This is a genomic window from Chryseobacterium sp. 'Rf worker isolate 10', from assembly GCF_050753305.1.
Classification (GTDB): Bacteria; Bacteroidota; Bacteroidia; order Flavobacteriales; family Weeksellaceae; genus Chryseobacterium.
The window spans coordinates 605,040-622,581 of sequence record NZ_JBOZOF010000001.1; the positions used below are offsets into that span (position 1 = coordinate 605,040).

General features: G+C 35.2%; 15 protein-coding genes. 6 read left to right on the forward strand and 9 right to left on the reverse strand.

The genetic code is table 11. The annotated features are described in order from the left end of the window. Positions 1 to 36: 36 nt before the first annotated feature. From LKL37_RS02650 to LKL37_RS02665, 4 genes are all read right to left on the reverse strand, one after another. On the reverse strand, positions 37 to 693 hold the full coding sequence (locus tag LKL37_RS02650) for a GDSL-type esterase/lipase family protein (protein WP_431609052.1): 657 nt from the start codon (positions 691 to 693) through the stop codon (positions 37 to 39). 66 nt (positions 694 to 759) lie between these two features. Beyond that, positions 760 to 1,221, reverse strand: coding sequence for a lipocalin family protein (locus LKL37_RS02655; protein WP_431609053.1), 462 nt, complete (start codon positions 1,219 to 1,221; stop codon positions 760 to 762). A 192-nt stretch (positions 1,222 to 1,413) separates the two neighbouring features. Further along, the gene (locus tag LKL37_RS02660) at positions 1,414 to 2,577 is read right to left on the reverse strand and encodes an iron-containing alcohol dehydrogenase (RefSeq protein WP_431609055.1); all 1,164 of its coding nucleotides are present in this window, start codon (positions 2,575 to 2,577) and stop codon (positions 1,414 to 1,416) included. A gap of 159 nt (positions 2,578 to 2,736) precedes the next feature. Then, positions 2,737 to 3,144: a winged helix-turn-helix transcriptional regulator gene (locus LKL37_RS02665; RefSeq protein WP_431609056.1), complete on the reverse strand. Its 408-nt coding sequence runs from the start codon at positions 3,142 to 3,144 to the stop codon at positions 2,737 to 2,739. Positions 3,145 to 3,243: 99 nt separating this feature from the next. Between LKL37_RS02665 and lpdA the strand changes: the two genes are divergently transcribed. Beyond that, a complete protein-coding gene (lpdA, locus tag LKL37_RS02670) occupies positions 3,244 to 4,644 on the forward strand; it encodes a dihydrolipoyl dehydrogenase (RefSeq protein WP_431609058.1) in 1,401 nt (466 codons plus the stop codon). A gap of 196 nt (positions 4,645 to 4,840) precedes the next feature. On the opposite strand, the gene LKL37_RS02675 is transcribed toward lpdA, so the two are convergent. From LKL37_RS02675 to LKL37_RS02685, 3 genes are read right to left on the reverse strand one after another with little or no spacing between them, the layout of a single operon-like run. Further along, positions 4,841 to 5,446 carry a hypothetical protein gene (locus tag LKL37_RS02675; protein WP_431609059.1) on the reverse strand — a complete coding sequence of 202 codons (606 nt, stop codon included), beginning with the start codon at positions 5,444 to 5,446 and terminating at the stop codon, positions 4,841 to 4,843. Positions 5,447 to 5,483: 37 nt separating this feature from the next. Further along, the gene (locus LKL37_RS02680; protein WP_431609060.1) at positions 5,484 to 5,888 is read right to left on the reverse strand and encodes a hypothetical protein; all 405 of its coding nucleotides are present in this window, start codon (positions 5,886 to 5,888) and stop codon (positions 5,484 to 5,486) included. Between the two features lie 54 nt (positions 5,889 to 5,942). Then, positions 5,943 to 6,608, reverse strand: a complete 666-nt coding sequence (locus LKL37_RS02685; RefSeq protein ID WP_431609061.1) for a hypothetical protein — start codon at positions 6,606 to 6,608, stop codon at positions 5,943 to 5,945. A gap of 473 nt (positions 6,609 to 7,081) precedes the next feature. Here LKL37_RS02685 and LKL37_RS02690 point away from each other — a divergent pair, with 473 nt between their 5' ends. Next, entirely contained in the window at positions 7,082 to 9,616 is a 2,535-nt protein-coding gene (locus LKL37_RS02690) for a phosphoenolpyruvate carboxylase (protein ID WP_431609062.1), read from the forward strand. A 211-nt stretch (positions 9,617 to 9,827) separates the two neighbouring features. On the opposite strand, the gene LKL37_RS02695 is transcribed toward LKL37_RS02690, so the two are convergent. Beyond that, positions 9,828 to 11,429, reverse strand: a complete 1,602-nt coding sequence (locus tag LKL37_RS02695) for a S8/S53 family peptidase (protein ID WP_431609063.1) — start codon at positions 11,427 to 11,429, stop codon at positions 9,828 to 9,830. Between the two features lie 88 nt (positions 11,430 to 11,517). Here LKL37_RS02695 and LKL37_RS02700 point away from each other — a divergent pair, with 88 nt between their 5' ends. From LKL37_RS02700 to LKL37_RS02715, 4 genes are all read left to right on the forward strand, one after another. Then, positions 11,518 to 12,642: a DegT/DnrJ/EryC1/StrS family aminotransferase gene (locus LKL37_RS02700; RefSeq protein WP_431609064.1), complete on the forward strand. Its 1,125-nt coding sequence runs from the start codon at positions 11,518 to 11,520 to the stop codon at positions 12,640 to 12,642. Between the two features lie 8 nt (positions 12,643 to 12,650). Continuing rightward, positions 12,651 to 13,109, forward strand: a complete 459-nt coding sequence (locus LKL37_RS02705) for a hypothetical protein (RefSeq protein WP_431609065.1) — start codon at positions 12,651 to 12,653, stop codon at positions 13,107 to 13,109. 29 nt (positions 13,110 to 13,138) lie between these two features. Further along, positions 13,139 to 14,161 (forward strand): UDP-glucose 4-epimerase GalE, encoded by a 1,023-nt coding sequence (gene galE, locus LKL37_RS02710; protein ID WP_431609066.1) that lies wholly within the window; start codon positions 13,139 to 13,141, stop codon positions 14,159 to 14,161. 146 nt (positions 14,162 to 14,307) lie between these two features. Further along, positions 14,308 to 14,760 carry an adenylyltransferase/cytidyltransferase family protein gene (locus tag LKL37_RS02715; protein ID WP_431609067.1) on the forward strand — a complete coding sequence of 151 codons (453 nt, stop codon included), beginning with the start codon at positions 14,308 to 14,310 and terminating at the stop codon, positions 14,758 to 14,760. A 51-nt stretch (positions 14,761 to 14,811) separates the two neighbouring features. Here LKL37_RS02715 and LKL37_RS02720 read toward each other — a convergent pair whose 3' ends face one another. Further along, a complete protein-coding gene (locus LKL37_RS02720; RefSeq protein ID WP_431609068.1) occupies positions 14,812 to 17,421 on the reverse strand; it encodes a TonB-dependent receptor domain-containing protein in 2,610 nt (869 codons plus the stop codon). Positions 17,422 to 17,542 lie beyond the last annotated feature (121 nt).

Genomic DNA, 17,542 nt, shown 5'->3' on the forward strand with positions numbered 1-17,542 from the left:
ATCCGGGAGTTTTTTTATGGTACGAGGAGTTAATTTTTATTTCAGATAAGGAGTAATCACCTTTGTCCAGATTTTATATCCTTCCGGCTTAAAATGAAGCATATCTTCTACAAAAATATCTTTTCTTACATTTCCGTTAGCATCTTCCATTGCTTTAGTAACATCAATAAATTCTGCGTTAGGTTCTTTTTTCATAAAAGCTTCAATCTTTTTGTTGGCTATTTTCATTTGAGGCCAGATTACTTCTCTGCTCGGCGAGTATTTGATCGAGATATAATCTACTTCAATATCAGGAAATCTCTCACGTATTTTTTTGTAGAAGGCTTTATATCGGTCAACAACCACTTTTGCTTTAAGCTGGTGATTATCTGCAAAATCATTTTCACCACAGTAAATAATAATCTGTTTAGGCTGATAAGGAGCTAAAAGATCATTCGCAAAATCATTAAGGTCTGTAAGCCTTGATCCCCCGAATCCTCTGTTGATGATTGTTCTGCCTGGAAAGTAATCTGCTATATCAGTCCATTTGGTGAATGATGAACTTCCCAGAAATAGAATAGCATCCTTTTGCGGCGGATTTTGCTGGTCTTGTTTTTTGAACTCCTGGATGTCCTGCCAGAACATTGGTTTATTTTCCTGAGAAAATACAATAGTAAAACACAGCAATAGAAATGCTGTTAGAATCTTCTTCATTATATTCAGTTTTAAATTTAGCTATAAAAGTAATAAAAAAACTCCCGATTAGCGGGAGTTTATGATTTATCTTTTGTAGGTAACGTAAGTGATATCAGGAATTTTATCTCCATTCATATCAAAGTTTCCTGATTGCTGAGCCAGTTTAAAATCTTTGTTTGTTAAAACATCAACTCTATAGCTTACAGAAGCTTCGTCACCAAGTTTAATTCCTATCACTTTTGAATCAGCATCGTAAGTATATCTTCCTTCAGTTTTCGGGGCTGGAGTACAGTCGGCACCTGTTCCCGTATACGCAGTGTAGCTTACATAATAATCTGTTCTTAAGAAAAGAGTATTTTTGGTTGCACATCCTGTTAAAGTTTCAGTATAAAGCACTGTTTTATTATCTTTTCCGGAAATTACTTCCCTTTTAACTTCCTTCCAATCTCCCTTCATGATGTCCATATCATAAGCTTCAAGATTGTCATCTTTGCAAGAAGTAAGCGCCAGGGCAGAAAAGGCAAATAAAAGTAGCTGTTTTTTCATTTTCACAAATTTAAGAATATGCTAAAATATAAATAAATTTGAAATATCTATAATGAAATAACGAATTTTTAAACGAATGTTTGTAAATTAAATAATTTTATAAGACTTACAATGCGGGATGTGGGTTTCGGGCTGTATATTTTGAGTTTGAAACTTACCCTTCAAACCTCATATCTCGAGCTTCTGAAATCATTAATAACTCATTTCTACAATCTTATAAGCATCCTGTGGAGACAGTTTTTTATACTCTCCAAGACCTAGCCAGTTTCTGTCTGTAAAGGCTTTTTCTACCCTTTCAGCAGTTCCGTTAAAATCTTCTGTATATTCGGAAAGTCTGGTTTTGATATGAAGGCTATGGAAGAACTCTTCCATTTTTTTGATTCCCAGTTCTGCTTTTTCTTCTACTGTTCCATCTTTGATGCCCCAAACTCTCTCAGCATACTGAGCCAGTTTTCCTTTTTTATCTTCGAAATTGTAACGGTAATGAGAAGGAGCGATAATCGCAAGCGTTCTTGCATGGTCAATACCAAAATAGGCTGTCAGTTCGTGACCCATAGCGTGTACTGCCCAGTCTGTAATCACCCCTTTCTGGATCAATCCGTTCAGAGCCATTGTACAGCACCACATAAAGTTTCCGGCAGCATCATAGTTGAAATCATCAGCCAATACTTTAGGGGCGGTTTCCTGAAGACTGATCAGAATGCTTTCTGCAATTCTTTCCTGCAGGTCAGCAGAAGAAGGAGCCGTCATATATTGTTCCAAAACATGGGTATAGGCATCTGTAATTCCGTTCACGATTTGATTTTTTGGAATAGATCTGATCACTTCCGGATCCAGTACAGAAAACTGCGGGAAAAGTCCTGGTCCTCCCGAAGACAACTTTTCATTGGTTTCTCTTCTTGAGATTACATAACCTGAGTTCATTTCCGAACCGGTTGCGGGCAGTGTTAAAATACTTCCGAAAGGCATTCCCTGTCCTTCAAATGTTCTTACCGATTTTCTCAGAATCTCCCACGGTTCACCATCATAATTGGCTGCTGCGGAAAGGAATTTTGTTCCGTCAATCACAGATCCTCCACCTACAGCAAGAAGATAAGTAATATTTTTTTCTTTAATAAAGCTTAAGGCATTGATTAAAATTTCGTATTCAGGATTGGCTGGAACTCCTCCAAATTCATATACTTCATGATCTTTCAAAGCCTCTTTTACCTGGTCGTAGACACCATTATTTTTGATGCTTCCGCCACCGTAAATCATTAATATTTTTGCGTCTTTAGGAATTTCGTTGGAAATTTTAGCGATTTCGCCTTTCCCGAAAAGTATTTTTGTTGGGTTTTTAAACTCGAAATTAAGCATTGTTCTAAATTTATTTTAAGTCAAATTTACGGAATGAAAAAGGAAAAGTGAGTTAATGAAATTTTAAAATTGCTATTATTCAATTTTATGAAAACTATTGCTGCGAGCTGTTCTGAAACAATGGGCAATATTCCTCAAAGGATTTCTGTCTCAAATAGATTACACCTCAGAGGAAAGATACGCCTTGGCTCTTTGTATAAAATCTTCCTTGTCCTTTTTAATTTCTTCCAACAGTTTTTTCCGGTCATCAGGAATAGTCAGATATCGATCTCCCCAAAGATTGATTTCTACAATAACAGGAATAAGATCAATCCCTTTCTGAGTAAGAAAATAAAGAATTTTCAGCTTACTGTCCGGATGGTCTTTTTTATCAATGATTCTATTGTCCAAAAGGTTTTGAAGCCTTGCAGCCAGAATGTTGGTCGCTATTTTTTCATCTGCCTTGAGGAATTCACCATACGTACATTCCTTTTTCAGCATAAGATCTCTTATGATTAGCAGAGACCATTTGTCACCCCACATTTCCAGTGAACAGCTGATCGGGCAGTCTGATCTTTTTTTGCTCATTTTGTTAATTTTAAAATAATACTTGCAAATTGAAAGCGTTTGTTTTAATTTTGCTTTTATTTTGCAAGTAAATTTAATCATAAAAAATTAATAAATCAAATGGATCATTATGATATTGCCGTAATTGGCTCAGGACCCGGAGGATATGTGGCTGCCATAAGAAGTGCTCAGCTGGGGTATAAAACAGTGATTATAGAAAAGTATGATACATTGGGAGGGACATGTACCAATGTGGGCTGCATTCCGACTAAAGCTTTATTAGACAGTACCCACCATTATGCAGAAGCACAGCATAAATTCAAGGAACATGGGATTAAGCTGGATACTGTAGAACTGGATTTTCCCCAAATGTACAGGAGAAAAGCAGATGTGGTTTCAAAAAATACCGGAGGTCTGGATTTTTTAATGAATAAAAATAACATTACAAAGTTAAAAGGAACAGCAAGCTTTGTCAATAATTCTACGATAAGAATTGTCAACGAATCTGAGATGAAAGAGATTGCTGCTCAACATTATATCATTGCAACAGGCTCAAAACCATCAACTATTCCGGGAGTGGAGATTGATAAAAAAAGAATTATTACTTCCACAGAAGCATTGTCTTTGCAGGAAAAACCGGAATCTATGGTGATTATCGGCGGTGGAGTGATAGGGGTGGAAATGGCTTCTATTTTCAATCGTATGGGAACGAAGGTAAGCATATTGGAATATGCCGATCACCTGATTGCGAATATGGATCATGAACTAGGAAAAAACCTTCAGAAAATTCTTAAAAAAGAGGGGATTGATATCCGTCTTAATCAGGCTGTTTATAAAACCAAGAATGAAGACTCTGCAGCTAAAGTTTTCTTTAAAGATAAAAACGGAAAAGAAGAAGAACTGGAAGCTGATTATATTTTGGTTGCGGTAGGAAGAAGTCCTTACGTAAAAGGTCTCGGTCTTGAAAATACAGATGTACAGGTTGATGAGAGAGGTTTTATTAAAGTGAATGAAAACAATCAGACTTCAGCATCCAATATCTATGCAATCGGAGATGTTATTGGTGGAGCAATGCTGGCTCACAAAGCTGAAGAAGAGGGCGTTTTTGTGGTAGAAACTATTAATGGACAAAAACGTCATATTCATTATAACCGTATTCCTTCAGTGGTGTATACGTGGCCGGAAGTAGCATCAGTAGGGTATACGGAAGAATCTCTGAAACAAAATAATATTGCATATAATGTAGGAAAATTCCCGTTTTCTGCCAGCGCAAGAGCCCGAGCTTCAATGGATATGGATGGGTTTGCCAAAGTATTGGTAGATCCGAAATATGGGGAAGTTCTGGGTGTTCACATCATTGGTGCCAGAGCAGCTGATTTGATTGCTCAAGGGGTTATTGCTCAGGAATATGAGGTGACCGCGGAAGATATGTTCCGTATTTCTTATGCTCATCCCACCTATTCTGAAACCTTGAAAGAAGCTTATCTGATTGCATCCGGACAGGGAGCAATTAATATTTAAAAACTAATTTATTAAAAATTAAACCATTAAGTTTAATGAACATAATAAAGGTAGTTAAGATGCATATTTAATGGAAGTATGAAGTGCATCGCTAAAAAATAGCCTCAGCTATTTCCCTTAACTAATCTTTTCACCTTAAAAAAACTTAATGGTTTAAAATATAAGATTTTCAATTGTAGTATTTTTCAAGGATCATTTACAAAGATGAACAGTTTTCATCCTTCGAATAAATACCATTACTTTTCGCTTCCAGTTTTCCGGTTTTTCTGTTGATTTTAATGAAAAAAGACCCTTTCACAGCCGGACAGCCCTTAGACTGCATCAAATACATGGAAATATGACGGTCTTCAATTTTATACGCTCCCGTAAAGCGGTTGCTTGTGTCAACAGAATATCCATAAGTTTTTGCCAGCAGAATAGCCTCTGGAAGATTATCAACAGTTCCAATAAAATCTCTTAATTGCTGTTCATTGGAAAAATAGACAGATCTTTCGTTTTTACAAGCCAGAATGTATGAAAAGCAGTTGTTACCAATACATTTCTGGAAAAACCCCTTTTCAGGAACAGGTTCATTGATCGTCATAAATTCAGGAGCCTGACTTTCGTAGATCACTGCTTTTTCATAATCTGAATCATTACTGAGAACACGCCAGTAAGCATACTCTTTATTAGGCACAATGAAAGGATAGAGATAATCGACAGTATCGAGGATATCAGGGATTTTTTTATAATCATCAGGAACTTTGATCTGGCAGTAAAGCAGATTGGAAAGAATAAGGGAAAATGCGATGATTACTTTCATAGAGAATGTGTTTCCAGTGCAAATTTAAGAAAGAGAATTATTGCAATACAATTTTATAATACCCTTTTTCATCAGTTACATCAATCCCTATGCCTGTAAATGTTAATTTATTGATTTGATAGCCATCACAAGCTCCTTTAAATTCTGATGATTGTATGGAAAAATCCAGATCTTTAATATTAGAAAAGAATTTATACTTTTTTGTTCCATTATAGGCACCTACGTTTTCTAAAAGAACTCTGTTATCGGATGTTTTGGATAATTGTACACCAACATTATTTTCATCCTGAATTGAATAGGTAGTTAATGTCCCGTTGGTAATAAGATTTTCATTGTTGGAATTTACAAACTCAAAAATAATGGGTAATGGTGCATTGTAGCAATCTTTTTCACAAGAAATGAACAGAAGCGTTGCTAGGAGGAATAGGGATGTTTTTTTCATGGATTATGGATGGTGTGAAGAGTAAAATTAGTTATTAATGTTTTGTAATCAAAATTATAGTAAAACTGAATTATTAAAACGGACTCTAAATATTTTCAAAACCTGTGCAAGCTGATAATCTGTAATATTAAAATCATCAATGTTGATTTCTATTTTTTCGTTGTTGTGAAAAAAGTATAAATAATTTACTTCAGGTTTGTAATCATGTTTAGATTCACGGCTTACTAAACGTTTTACAATAATCTTTTCAAGTTGAATTTCATTCCACAAATACCTCGAATTATTTTTTATTCGAATTCCTTTTCCATTGATGGAGATGATAATTTGTGACAATTTTTTGACTTCTGAAATTATTTTAAAAATAAAATAACCAGTAGATCCAAGGAGTATTAATAAAACAAATATTGCGGTTCCATTGAATTTGAACTTAAGTCCCAAAAGAAAAAATAGCCCCAGAATTACAAATATGCTATAAGTAGCAATAGCGATAATTCTCCCCGATTGCGAATACTTGACTATAATTTCATCAGGAACTGAATTATCAGTATATTCAATTTTATCATTTTTATGAAGAGAATATTCTTTATGAATAAAAACTACATTGATAAATGCACCAATGAAAAAAATAATAGAAAGAAGAATAAAATACTGAAGTAAATAAATACCTATGAATAAAGCTAAGATTCCTAAAATAGCATAAAAAATAATTCCGAATTTCATCTTTTGTTAAATTTTTGGCGAAGATACATTTTAAACTTAATTTACAGGAGATTCATAAAAAAAATTCCGTTCCAATGATATTCAGAATTTCGCCAAATAGTATCTTTCAAACCAATGATAATAGTTTGAATTAAAAATATCAAAGAGAGAATGGTATGAAATGAGTCACTTTTTTTCTAAAAATTAAAGTGAAGATTAAGTGGATTATTGTTGTTAAGTATAAAATAGCATATCCTATTAGATCTCCCAAACCCCAACCAAATGAAATGTGGTTGTAAAATGTTCCTAATAAAGAAATTAAAATTTAAAAAAGAATCATTAAATTGAATCTTTTCCAAAAATGGTTCATCGTTAACTTATGTGTTTATTCTGCAAAAGTATTTATAAAATTAATATTATTTTTTTTGCATTTCTACCTCAATTTTTGTCATTTGTCAATCCAACTCATTTTAAAATCTCTTACATTTGTTAGTATGATACATGACCAACGCGCAGAAAAATTCAGGCAGATTGTGGAAAATAAGTTCCAGATCTACAATTCATTATTTATGAGCCTGCCTTATGATAAAATGACGAATATCGGAATGCTGCTTCCGTTTCTTTATGAAGAAAGCAGAACCGGTTATGAATCAGGAAAAACACCTGAAGATATCGTCGAAGAATTTTTTAAAAACCATACCTATCTCCAGAACGAAGAGCAGAAATTGGAACTGCTTTTCAAGATCATTCAGTATATAGAAAGACAGGTAGTTTTATTTGACAGTATTGAAGATGCTGCATTTCCCAACCTCCATTCTGAAAGTGATAATGGTACAGTAACGAATCTCTTTGAACGTTCTTTTCAGGATCATAAGATTGAAAAAGTCCGCGAAAAGCTAAAAGATTTTAGCGTAAAGGTTGTATTTACGGCTCACCCCACTCAGTTTTATCCAAGTTCTGTACAGAGAATTATTCAGGATTTGAGAGGGGCTATTACCGGGGATTCGGTAACGCAGATTGATATGCTTCTGCAGCAGTTGGGAAAGACTCCTTTTGTCAATAAAGAAAAACCTACTCCTATAGATGAAGCGTTGAGTATTATTTCTTATCTGAGGTATGTCTATTATGATACCATTGGTGAACTGTTTACGAAGATCAAAAAGACTTTCGGGAACGGGCATTTTCACCTTCATGAAGATATTATCCAGCTTGGCTTCTGGCCAGGCGGTGACAGAGATGGAAATCCTTTTGTAACAGCAGAGGTAACAAAAAGAGTAGCGGAGGAACTTCGTTCAGCTATTCTGAAATCCTATTACAGTCATTTGAAATTCATCAGAAGAAGATTGAGTTTCAGAGGTGTTTCTGAAGTGTTAACGGAATTAAGTGAAGAGCTGTATGCTGCAATTTTTGATGGGAAAAGTATTAAAGCGGAGGATATTTTAAAGAAAGCAGCTGAAGCGGAAAAAATATTAATCAACGAACATAACTCTTTATTTCTGGATCTTTTGGTCAATTTCAGAGATCGTGTGATGATCTTTGGAACTCATTTTGCAACCCTGGATATTCGTCAGGACAGTAGAATTCATCAGAAAGTTATTGATGAGGTATATGCAAAGGTGTATGGAAATGGTGATGCTGATTATGATCAGAAATTCAACAAACTAATTGAGGTTTCAGAGAAAATAAATGCCGATGATTTTGAAGATATTGTAAAAGATACTTTGTTAACGGTTTCACAGATTACAGATATTCAGAATCTGAACGGGCTGAGAGGAATGAACAGATATATTATTTCGAATTCCGACGCAGTAAAAGATGTTATGAATGTATATGCGTTCTTTAAAGTCTGCGGTTATAAAGAAGAAGATATCAACATGGATATTGTTCCGCTTTTTGAAACCATGGAAGGTCTTGCCAATGCAGAGAATGTAATGAATGAGCTTTATCACAATCCTGTCTATAAAAAGCACCTTGAAAAAAGAGGAAATCAGCAGACCATTATGCTTGGATTCTCTGATGGAACTAAAGATGGAGGATATTTAAAAGCCAACTGGGAAATTTATAAAGCAAAAGAAGTACTCACTCAACTTTCCGAGCAGAATAATATTAAAGTCGTATTCTTCGACGGTAGAGGAGGACCGCCAGCCAGAGGAGGAGGTAAAACCCATGACTTCTATGCTTCTCAGGGGAAAACAATTGCCAATAATAAGATAGAACTAACAATCCAGGGACAGACAATTACCAGTATTTTTGGAAATAAAGAACAGGCGAAATACAACTTTGAACAGCTTCTGACAGCCGGAGTTGAAAATGATGTATTCAAAAATGCCAAAAAAGAACTTACCGAAAAAGAGCGAGCTCTGATTATTGAATTGGCAGATATCAGCTACCAAAAATATTCAGATTTAAAAGCGCACCCCATGTTTGTTCCTTATCTTCAGGAAATGAGTACACTTGAATATTATGGGAAAACCAATATCGGAAGCCGTCCTTCAAAAAGAGGAAATGGGAATGAACTGAAATTTGAAGACCTTAGAGCGATTCCATTTGTGGGATCTTGGTCACAGCTGAAGCAGAATGTACCAGGTTTCTTTGGTTTTGGATATGCTATGCAAAAGATGAAAGAGCAGGGAAGATTTGAAGAAGTAAGAGAACTGTATAAAGGTTCAGATTTCTTTAAAACTTTAGTTCTGAACTCGATGATGAGTATGAACAAGTCTTATTTCCCTTTGACCTATTACATTAAAAGCAATCCGAAGTTCGGAGCATTCTGGAATGTTCTTTTCGATGAATATGAACTTTCAAGAGATATTATGCTGGAACTGACAGGATTTAAAATGCTTCAGGAAGAAGATCCGCTATCCAGAAAATCTGTGAAGATCCGTGAGAAAATTGTGCTTCCATTGTTGAGTATACAACAGTATGCATTGATGAAAATTCAGAAAGGAGAAGGAAACAAAGAAGCGTATGAAAAGCTGGTGACCCGTTCTTTATTCGGGAATATCAATGCGAGCAGAAACTCGGCATAAGCTATTTTTAAAATAAGAATGACTATAACGAAATGATAATCAACAATAGAAACGGGCTTTAGCTCGTTTTTTTTATTATAAACCGTTCAAGGAGCTTTAGCTCAAATTTGTTTTTATGTTGTAATACAACCAAAAATAGTAATATATCTCCCACAGATTGCACAGATGTTTATGTTGTAATCAATCTGCACAATCTGAGGGAAATAAAAAATTATTCTTTTAAGAATTTTTCATACAAAACTTTATCCTTCGTCTGAATTTTCAGATAATAGGTCCCTTTTGCAAAATCTTCTACTTTTATAGATTTTTGGTTGTTGCTTTTTCTGATTAATCTTCCCAGATTATCATAGATTTCTAAGGATTGAACTTCCTGTTCCGATGCTACATTCAGGATGTTTTTAGCAGGATTTGGGAATATAGAAAATTTTTCTTTTTTTACAATTTCAGAAGTATTCAGAACGAGATTATATAAACTTCCGAAATTAAGAATTCCATAGCCTATCTGATCCGAATGGGCAGGGTAAAGTGAAGCGGTTTGTCTTAGCCTTGTTCTCATCTGTTCTCTGTTCATCGTTGGAAATGCCTGAATAAGACATGCTACACCTCCTGCAGCAATAGGAGTAGAAATAGAAGTTCCGTTTACGATAACGGTTGCATTATCATAAACAGTTGTTGTGCCGGTTCCCTGGGTACTTCCGTCTGGCTTTACCACCCCAAGTGAGTTGGGCCCGAAAGAAGAAAATCCGGATGCATTTCCGGAAGAATCTACGGATCCGATAGAAAATACTTTAGCATTATCAGATGGAGTCATAAGATAATGCCATGGCTGCTGTCCTGAGTTACCGGCAGCGGCAAGAACAAAAATACCTTTTTCAGCAGCGATACCTGCTCCGCGGGCAATGAAAGAAGTATTTCCGTTCATATCAGCGTAAGTATAATTGTAACGACTGTCATCAAAAACGTTATACCCCAATGATGAGGTAATGATTTCCACCCCTTTTCTGTCTGCTTCCTCGGCCGCTTCAATCCAGTACAGTTCTTCTTCAGGAACTTCTACAGCTGCATTCTCACTCCGGTAAAGATAGAAATCGGCATCAGGAGCAGCTCCCACAAAAGTATCTTCCAGATAACCGCCGATAGCTCCTAAGACAACAGTACCGTGAGTACTCAGAGCCGTATTGTAAATATCTGCGTTTTTGGTAACAAAATCATAGGACGCTTTGATATGATTGCCCGTCCATAATCTTGAAAAAGCAGTTCCTGTATTCACTGTTGGAAATCCAGCGTCAATTACTGCTATGGAAATTCCTGTTCCGGTATAACCCGCAAGATGAAGGGGACGTATGTTAACCTGATCAATCTGTCCTGCACCGGAACCATAGTTAAAGGTAGTAAATGTTTTATTGATACTAGCGTTGTCTTTCCATTTTCCGGGTGTCATTTTTACAGTAGTTGAACTGTTTCTTGCAAAACTTTCTATGGATAAAACAAAAGGCTGTGTCTGCAGCAACGTTTTTTGAGCCGGAGTGGCATTTACCGCTGCTCCGTTCAACCATTTTGAATAATCTGTAACGGTAAATCCTAAATTTTGAAGATTCTGGAGATAAGCCTGTTCAATAGGAGCATCCTGATCATTAAGCGGAATTCCCAGCGTGGTACGTCTGTTGAGCGATTTTTGGCTGAGTTCTGACGGCGGATTTGCATAAAATGAAGCCTTATTAGGCTTATCTGTAAAGTAAACAAAAACCAGTTCTGTTTGGGCAGATACATTAAGGTAACCCGTTAGGAAACAAAAGAGTAAAAATTTTTTCATAAGATTATTTTGTATAAAGATAAAAACAAAATCAATAAAATTTTTGATCGGATATTAAATTCCTTATTTTTACAGAAATATTTATTATATGAAAAAAATTCAGATGGTTGACTTGCAAAGTCAGTATTACAAAATAAAGAATGATGTAGACAATGCGGTTTTGAATGTAATGGATTCTGCGGCATTTATTAACGGTCCTGAAGTAAAGTCTTTCCAGAATGAATTGGAGTCTTATTTAGAAGTAAAACATGTGATTCCATGTGCCAACGGTACAGATGCATTACAGATTGCCCTGATGGCTTTAGATCTGAAAGAAGGAGACGAAATTATTACAGCTGATTTTACTTTTGCAGCAACAGTGGAAGTAATTCACCTGCTTAAACTAAAATCTGTATTGGTAGATGTGGATTACGATACATTCACTATTTCTACGGAACAGATTAAAAAGGCAATTACACCAAGAACAAAAGCAATTATTCCGGTACATATTTTCGGACAGTGTGCCAATATGGAAGAGATTTTGAAAATTGCTGAAGAGCACAATTTATATGTTATTGAAGATAATGCTCAGGCAATCGGTTCAGAGTATACATTTTCTGACGGAACAGTAAAGCAGGCAGGAACAATGTCTACGGTAGGAACAACATCTTTCTTCCCTTCCAAAAACCTTGGATGTTACGGAGATGGAGGGGCTATCTTTACCAATAATGATGAATTAGCACACCGTTTAAGAGGAATTGTAAACCACGGAATGTATGAAAGATATTACCATGATGAGGTTGGGGTAAACTCCCGTTTGGACAGCATCCAGGCTGCCGTTTTGAGAAAAAAACTTCCTCATCTTGATTCTTACAACGAAGCAAGAGGAAGAGCAGCAGACTTTTATGATGAAGCGTTTGAAGGAAACCCGAATATCCTGACTCCAAAAAGAGCTGAGAACTCTACCCATGTATTCCACCAGTATACTTTAAGAATTCTGAATGGAAAACGTAACGAACTTCAGAAGTTTTTAACAGAGAAAGAAATCCCTGCAATGATTTATTATCCGGTAGCATTGAGAAAGCAAAAAGCTTACTTTCAGGAAAGTAATGCTGCAGACTTTGTAAATACCGATAAGCTTTTGGATCAGGTAATTTCTTTGCCAATGCATACAGAATTAGACGAAGAGCAGCTGAAGTATATTACGGATGCAGTGCTTGAGTTTATGGGGTAAAAATAAGTATGAAGGAATTTTTTTTAAAAGGGAGAAAATATAAATTCTTTTTAGGATTTCACCTTTTTATAGTAGGACTCTATTCAATATATATAATAAATACATTGAATTCTTACAATTCCTCATCTTACTCAACATATTATAAAGAGAGTATTTTTGAAAACATTGCAAAATACTCTTTTTATATTGTTATAAATTTAATTTCAGGATTAATTATTTATTTCAAAATAAAACATACAAAGGTTATTCTCAATTTTTTTGCTGTAATGATCTTTATTTTGGTTTGTTATGCCGAATATACCCTGATTAAAACTTATGTTAATAACTCATATTATAACTTTGTAATTACTTTTAATACAGGAGTTATTGGTTTTATCATTTTTTATATCTTTTATCTTAATAAGATTAATGAAAAAGAAGACATAGAAATAAATGAAATAGAAAGTATAGGAAAACACAAAGATTAAGAAAAACACAACGAATTAAAATAGAAAGAATGACAATACTTGTTACCGGAGGGCTTGGATATATTGGTTCTCATACTGTTGTAGAACTTATCAATAATGGCTTCGAAGTTGTTATTGTAGATGATTTGTCCAATTCAGAAAGATTTATCTTAAAGAATATTGAGGAAATTACGGGTAAGAAACCTGCTTTTTATCCTTTTGATTTGAGGAGAAAAGAACTTCTTACTCAGGTTTTTGATGCCCATCAGATTGATGGCTGTATCAATTTTGCAGCTTCAAAAGCAGTAGGAGAGAGTCAGCTGAAACCTGTAGATTATTATGAGAATAATTTGTTTTCGTTGATTAATATTCTTCAGGAGTTTAAAGCAAGAGGAATCTCCAACTTTATTTTCAGCTCATCATGTACCGTGTACGGGCAAGCTGATGTAATGCCGATAGATGAAAATGCACCATTGAAAATGCCTGAAAGCGTTTATGGAAAGACAAAACAAATGGGTGAGCAGGTTCTGATTGATTTTGCAAAAGCTTATCACCGTAAAATTTCGGTATTAAGATATTTTAATCCAATCGGTGCCCATCCATCTGCAAAATTGGGTGAGTTACCCATCGGGGTTCCTGATAATCTGGTGCCTTATGTAATGCAGACTGCTGCAGGAATACGAGAGAAACTGAACATTTGGGGAGACGATTATCCAACGGTGGACGGAACAGCTGTTCGTGATTATATCTATATTGTTGACCTGGCAAAGGCCCATGTTGCAGCATTAAAGAAACTGATAGGAGATTCTTCATCTGAGGCAGTGATAGATATTTACAATTTGGGAACAGGAAAAGGTTCGTCGGTATTGGAAGTGGTAAAAGCATTTGAAAAAGCTAATAATGTAGAAGTGCCGTATCAGATCTCTGCCAGAAGAGATGGAGATATTACGATTGCTTATGCCAACCCTGAAAAAGCGGAGAAAGAGCTCAATTGGAAATCTGAAACGTCTCTTGAGGAGTCTTTAAGAACCGTTTGGGAATGGCAGCAGTATCTAAATACAAGGAATTCATAATTTTAGTGATTGTGAAATTTTCCTTACCTTATGAAAGAAAAATTTTTAAATAATTATAAAAAATTACAAAACATTTTCACTGAACATCTTGCTTTTTACCCTCAAAAACAAGTGTATTGTCAGCGAAGCTTTAAATTACAATTAATATGAAGACACAAAGAATAGGTATTACATTTTCCTCATTTGACTTATTGCATGCAGGGCACATCAAAATGCTTGAAGAAGCTAAAACGGTATGTGACTATTTAATCGTAGGACTTCAGATCGACCCGTCTCACGATCGTCCCAACAAAAATAAGCCAAGCCAGACTATTGTTGAAAGATATATTCAACTGAAAGCAGTGAACGCTGTTGATGAGATCGTTCCTTATTATACAGAAGAAGATCTGTTGGACATTTTAAAATCATTTGTGATTGATGTAAGAATTATCGGGGATGATTATATGGACAGAGATTTTACAGGTAAAAAATATTGTGAAGAAAAAGGAATTGAGCTCTTTTATAACAAAAGAGATCATAGGTTTTCCACCAGCGACCTGAGAAGAAGAATCTACGAAGCTGAAAAAGAAAAAGATTCAAAACCAGAACCTGTAAAATAACAATCATAAAAAATAAAATCCCGAAAAGTAATTTTCGGGATTTTTATTGTATTACATTGGACCACCTTGCTGGTCATCACCTGCTGCATTGGAATTGATATCCTTTTTCTTTTTAGGTTGATCTACTTTTTCTCCTTGCTTGAATCTATAAGTCAACGATATAGAAAACTGTCTTGGCTGCCACTGCATATAGTTTCTTCGTGTATAATCTTCATTGAAACTGAATACTTCTCTACTTCTTGTATTAAAGATATCCTGAATATTGAAAGAAATTGTTCCATCTCCTTTCCAGATAGTCTTGGATGCACCAAGGTTTAGCGCATACATATCCTGAGTATTTTGATTGGCAGATTTCTGAGCTCCTCTATAGAATCCCTGAAGTTGTACGCTTAGCGTTTTATCTAGCTTGAATGTTGTATTAAGACGTGCTCTGGTAGAGAAACCACTTCCTGTAAAATCCATGAAACGGGTCTGCTTCTGCTTATCACGGTCTATTGCATCATAATACTGAATTCCTGTTGTTTTATATCCGAACATATCAAGGCTACCCATGATTTTTAACCATGCAAATGGATCATAAGTAAAGTTCAGATCCAATCCATAACGGTCATCACTTCCTAAATTAACAGGCTTCGTATAGAATACTCCAAGACTTTCATCAGGTCTGTATACCAGCATTTTAGTATCATCAGTTGCATGTCTGTAGTACAAAGTAGGGTTAACCGTGAACTTTTTTCTTGTAATATTATATCCTACTTCAAATGAATCTACATAGGATGGGTTCAAATCTATATTTCCTTCAAAAATATTCTGGCTGTTGCTGTAATTTGGGAAAGGAACCATAAAGAAAGATCTCGGTCTGTCTATTCTACGGGAATAATTAACTAAAATCTGGTTGTTCTTAGATATATCATAGCTTAAGAATACACTTGGAAATAAATTATTGTAGTTTTTAGTTTTATTAAGTGCCGGATCATTAGGGTTTTGATTGATGTAATTGATCTTAACATTTGAAAGCTCATCTCTCAATCCTACCTGATAGGCAAATTTTTCTCCAATTTTACTCTTAAACTGTAAATAAAAAGCATTGAATATTTCTCTGTAATCCGTGTTATTATTATAGTTCGGGATATAAGGGTTATTGGAAGTACTGCTTACGAAGTTATCATAAGTATTATCATTAACATCCAATCTATATCCTGCTTCAAGTTTAGATTTTTCTCCTAATGGTAATTCATAGTCTGCTTTCCCGATAATCGTTTTGCTTACAGAATGTCTTCTTGTTATATCTTGTACATCCGGAAGAAGATCGTTAGTTTCAAGAATATTCGCATTGTTATTGCTTCTGTTTCTCTGCAAACTTAATGAAACAGATAAATTCTGACCATTATCATCAAATTTGTGATCTATTCCTAAATCTCCTTGAAATGCAAGGTTGTTAAATACAGATTTAGAATCCCTTTGTCCATAAGGATTTAATAATTGCCATGTTCCGGCTGTTCCGCTCGGATTTGCTGGATCTTTGAAGAATCTGTGAAAACTCTCATAAGTCTCCAGAAGCTCATCTCCGTCTCCTTCAAAAGTTCTTACCAATCCTGTTAGATTGATTGAAGTTTTATCAGATAGATCATACACAAAACCCGCACTTACATTATAGTTTTTGTTATACGTCTTATTGGTGGAGTTTTGCAGCTGATGCTCAAGAACATCATTAGGCTGTTTATTAGCAAGTATTTCCGGAAAAATAATATTGTGATAAGTAGTTTCCGAATTATTTTTGGTTTTGTTTTCTGTGTAGCCGCCACCGCCATTCACAAACCAGGTCCAGTTGTTCTTTCTCCAGCTCAGATTGGTGTTAAGTGAAGTTCTTGGGAAGTATCCAAGAGATCCTACCACACTACCATTAAAGCCAACTTTCTTACTTTTTTTAAGAATAATATTCAAAATACCGGAAGTTCCGCTTGCTTCAAATTTGGAAGAAGGATTGGTAATTACCTCAATTCTTTCGATCTGATCGGCAGGAATACTCTGCAATGCATTGGCACCATCATCTATTCCAAGAAGGGCAGAAGGCTTTCCGTTGATCAGAAACTTTACATTGGTACTTCCTCTCATAGAAACCGTTCCGTCTGTATCTACAGAAACTGAAGGAACATTGGTTAAAACATCCTGAAGACTTCCTCCTTTGCTCACGATATCCTGTGAAGGATCATATGTTTTCTTATCAAGTTCTACTTTATAGGGTTTGGTTGCAGCAGCAGTGATGACAACTCCTTGTATTTCATTTGTCTTGCCGCCAACTGTAGAGGTAGACTCTGCTTCAATAGATAAGGCCCCGATATTACCTGCAGCTGCAATATTTTTACTGACTACGCTTTTTTTGTAATCAATTGCTTCTACTGTAATATCATAATTTCCCGGCATCAGCTGTAGCTTGTACTGTCCCTTTTCATCAGTCAATACAGCATCACTTAATGTTTTGTTGGTTTTATTGCTGAAGGTTACAGAAGCATAAGGAACCGGTTGGTTTTTTTTGTTGACAATAGTCCCGGAAACTCCTGCTTTTTCCTGTGCAAAAGCCAGTGCCGCCGCTGAAAGTACTAGCGTAAGTCCTAAAGTTTTTCTTGTGAAAATATTGACAATTTCTGTCTTATTCTTCATAGGTTATTTTTTTGTATAAAATCGTGAAAGAATAACCCTTAATATTTTGAATATCCATATCAATCTGATTGTCAAAATATTATGGTCGTTTATTGTTTTTCTAACTGTATAAGTTTCAGGT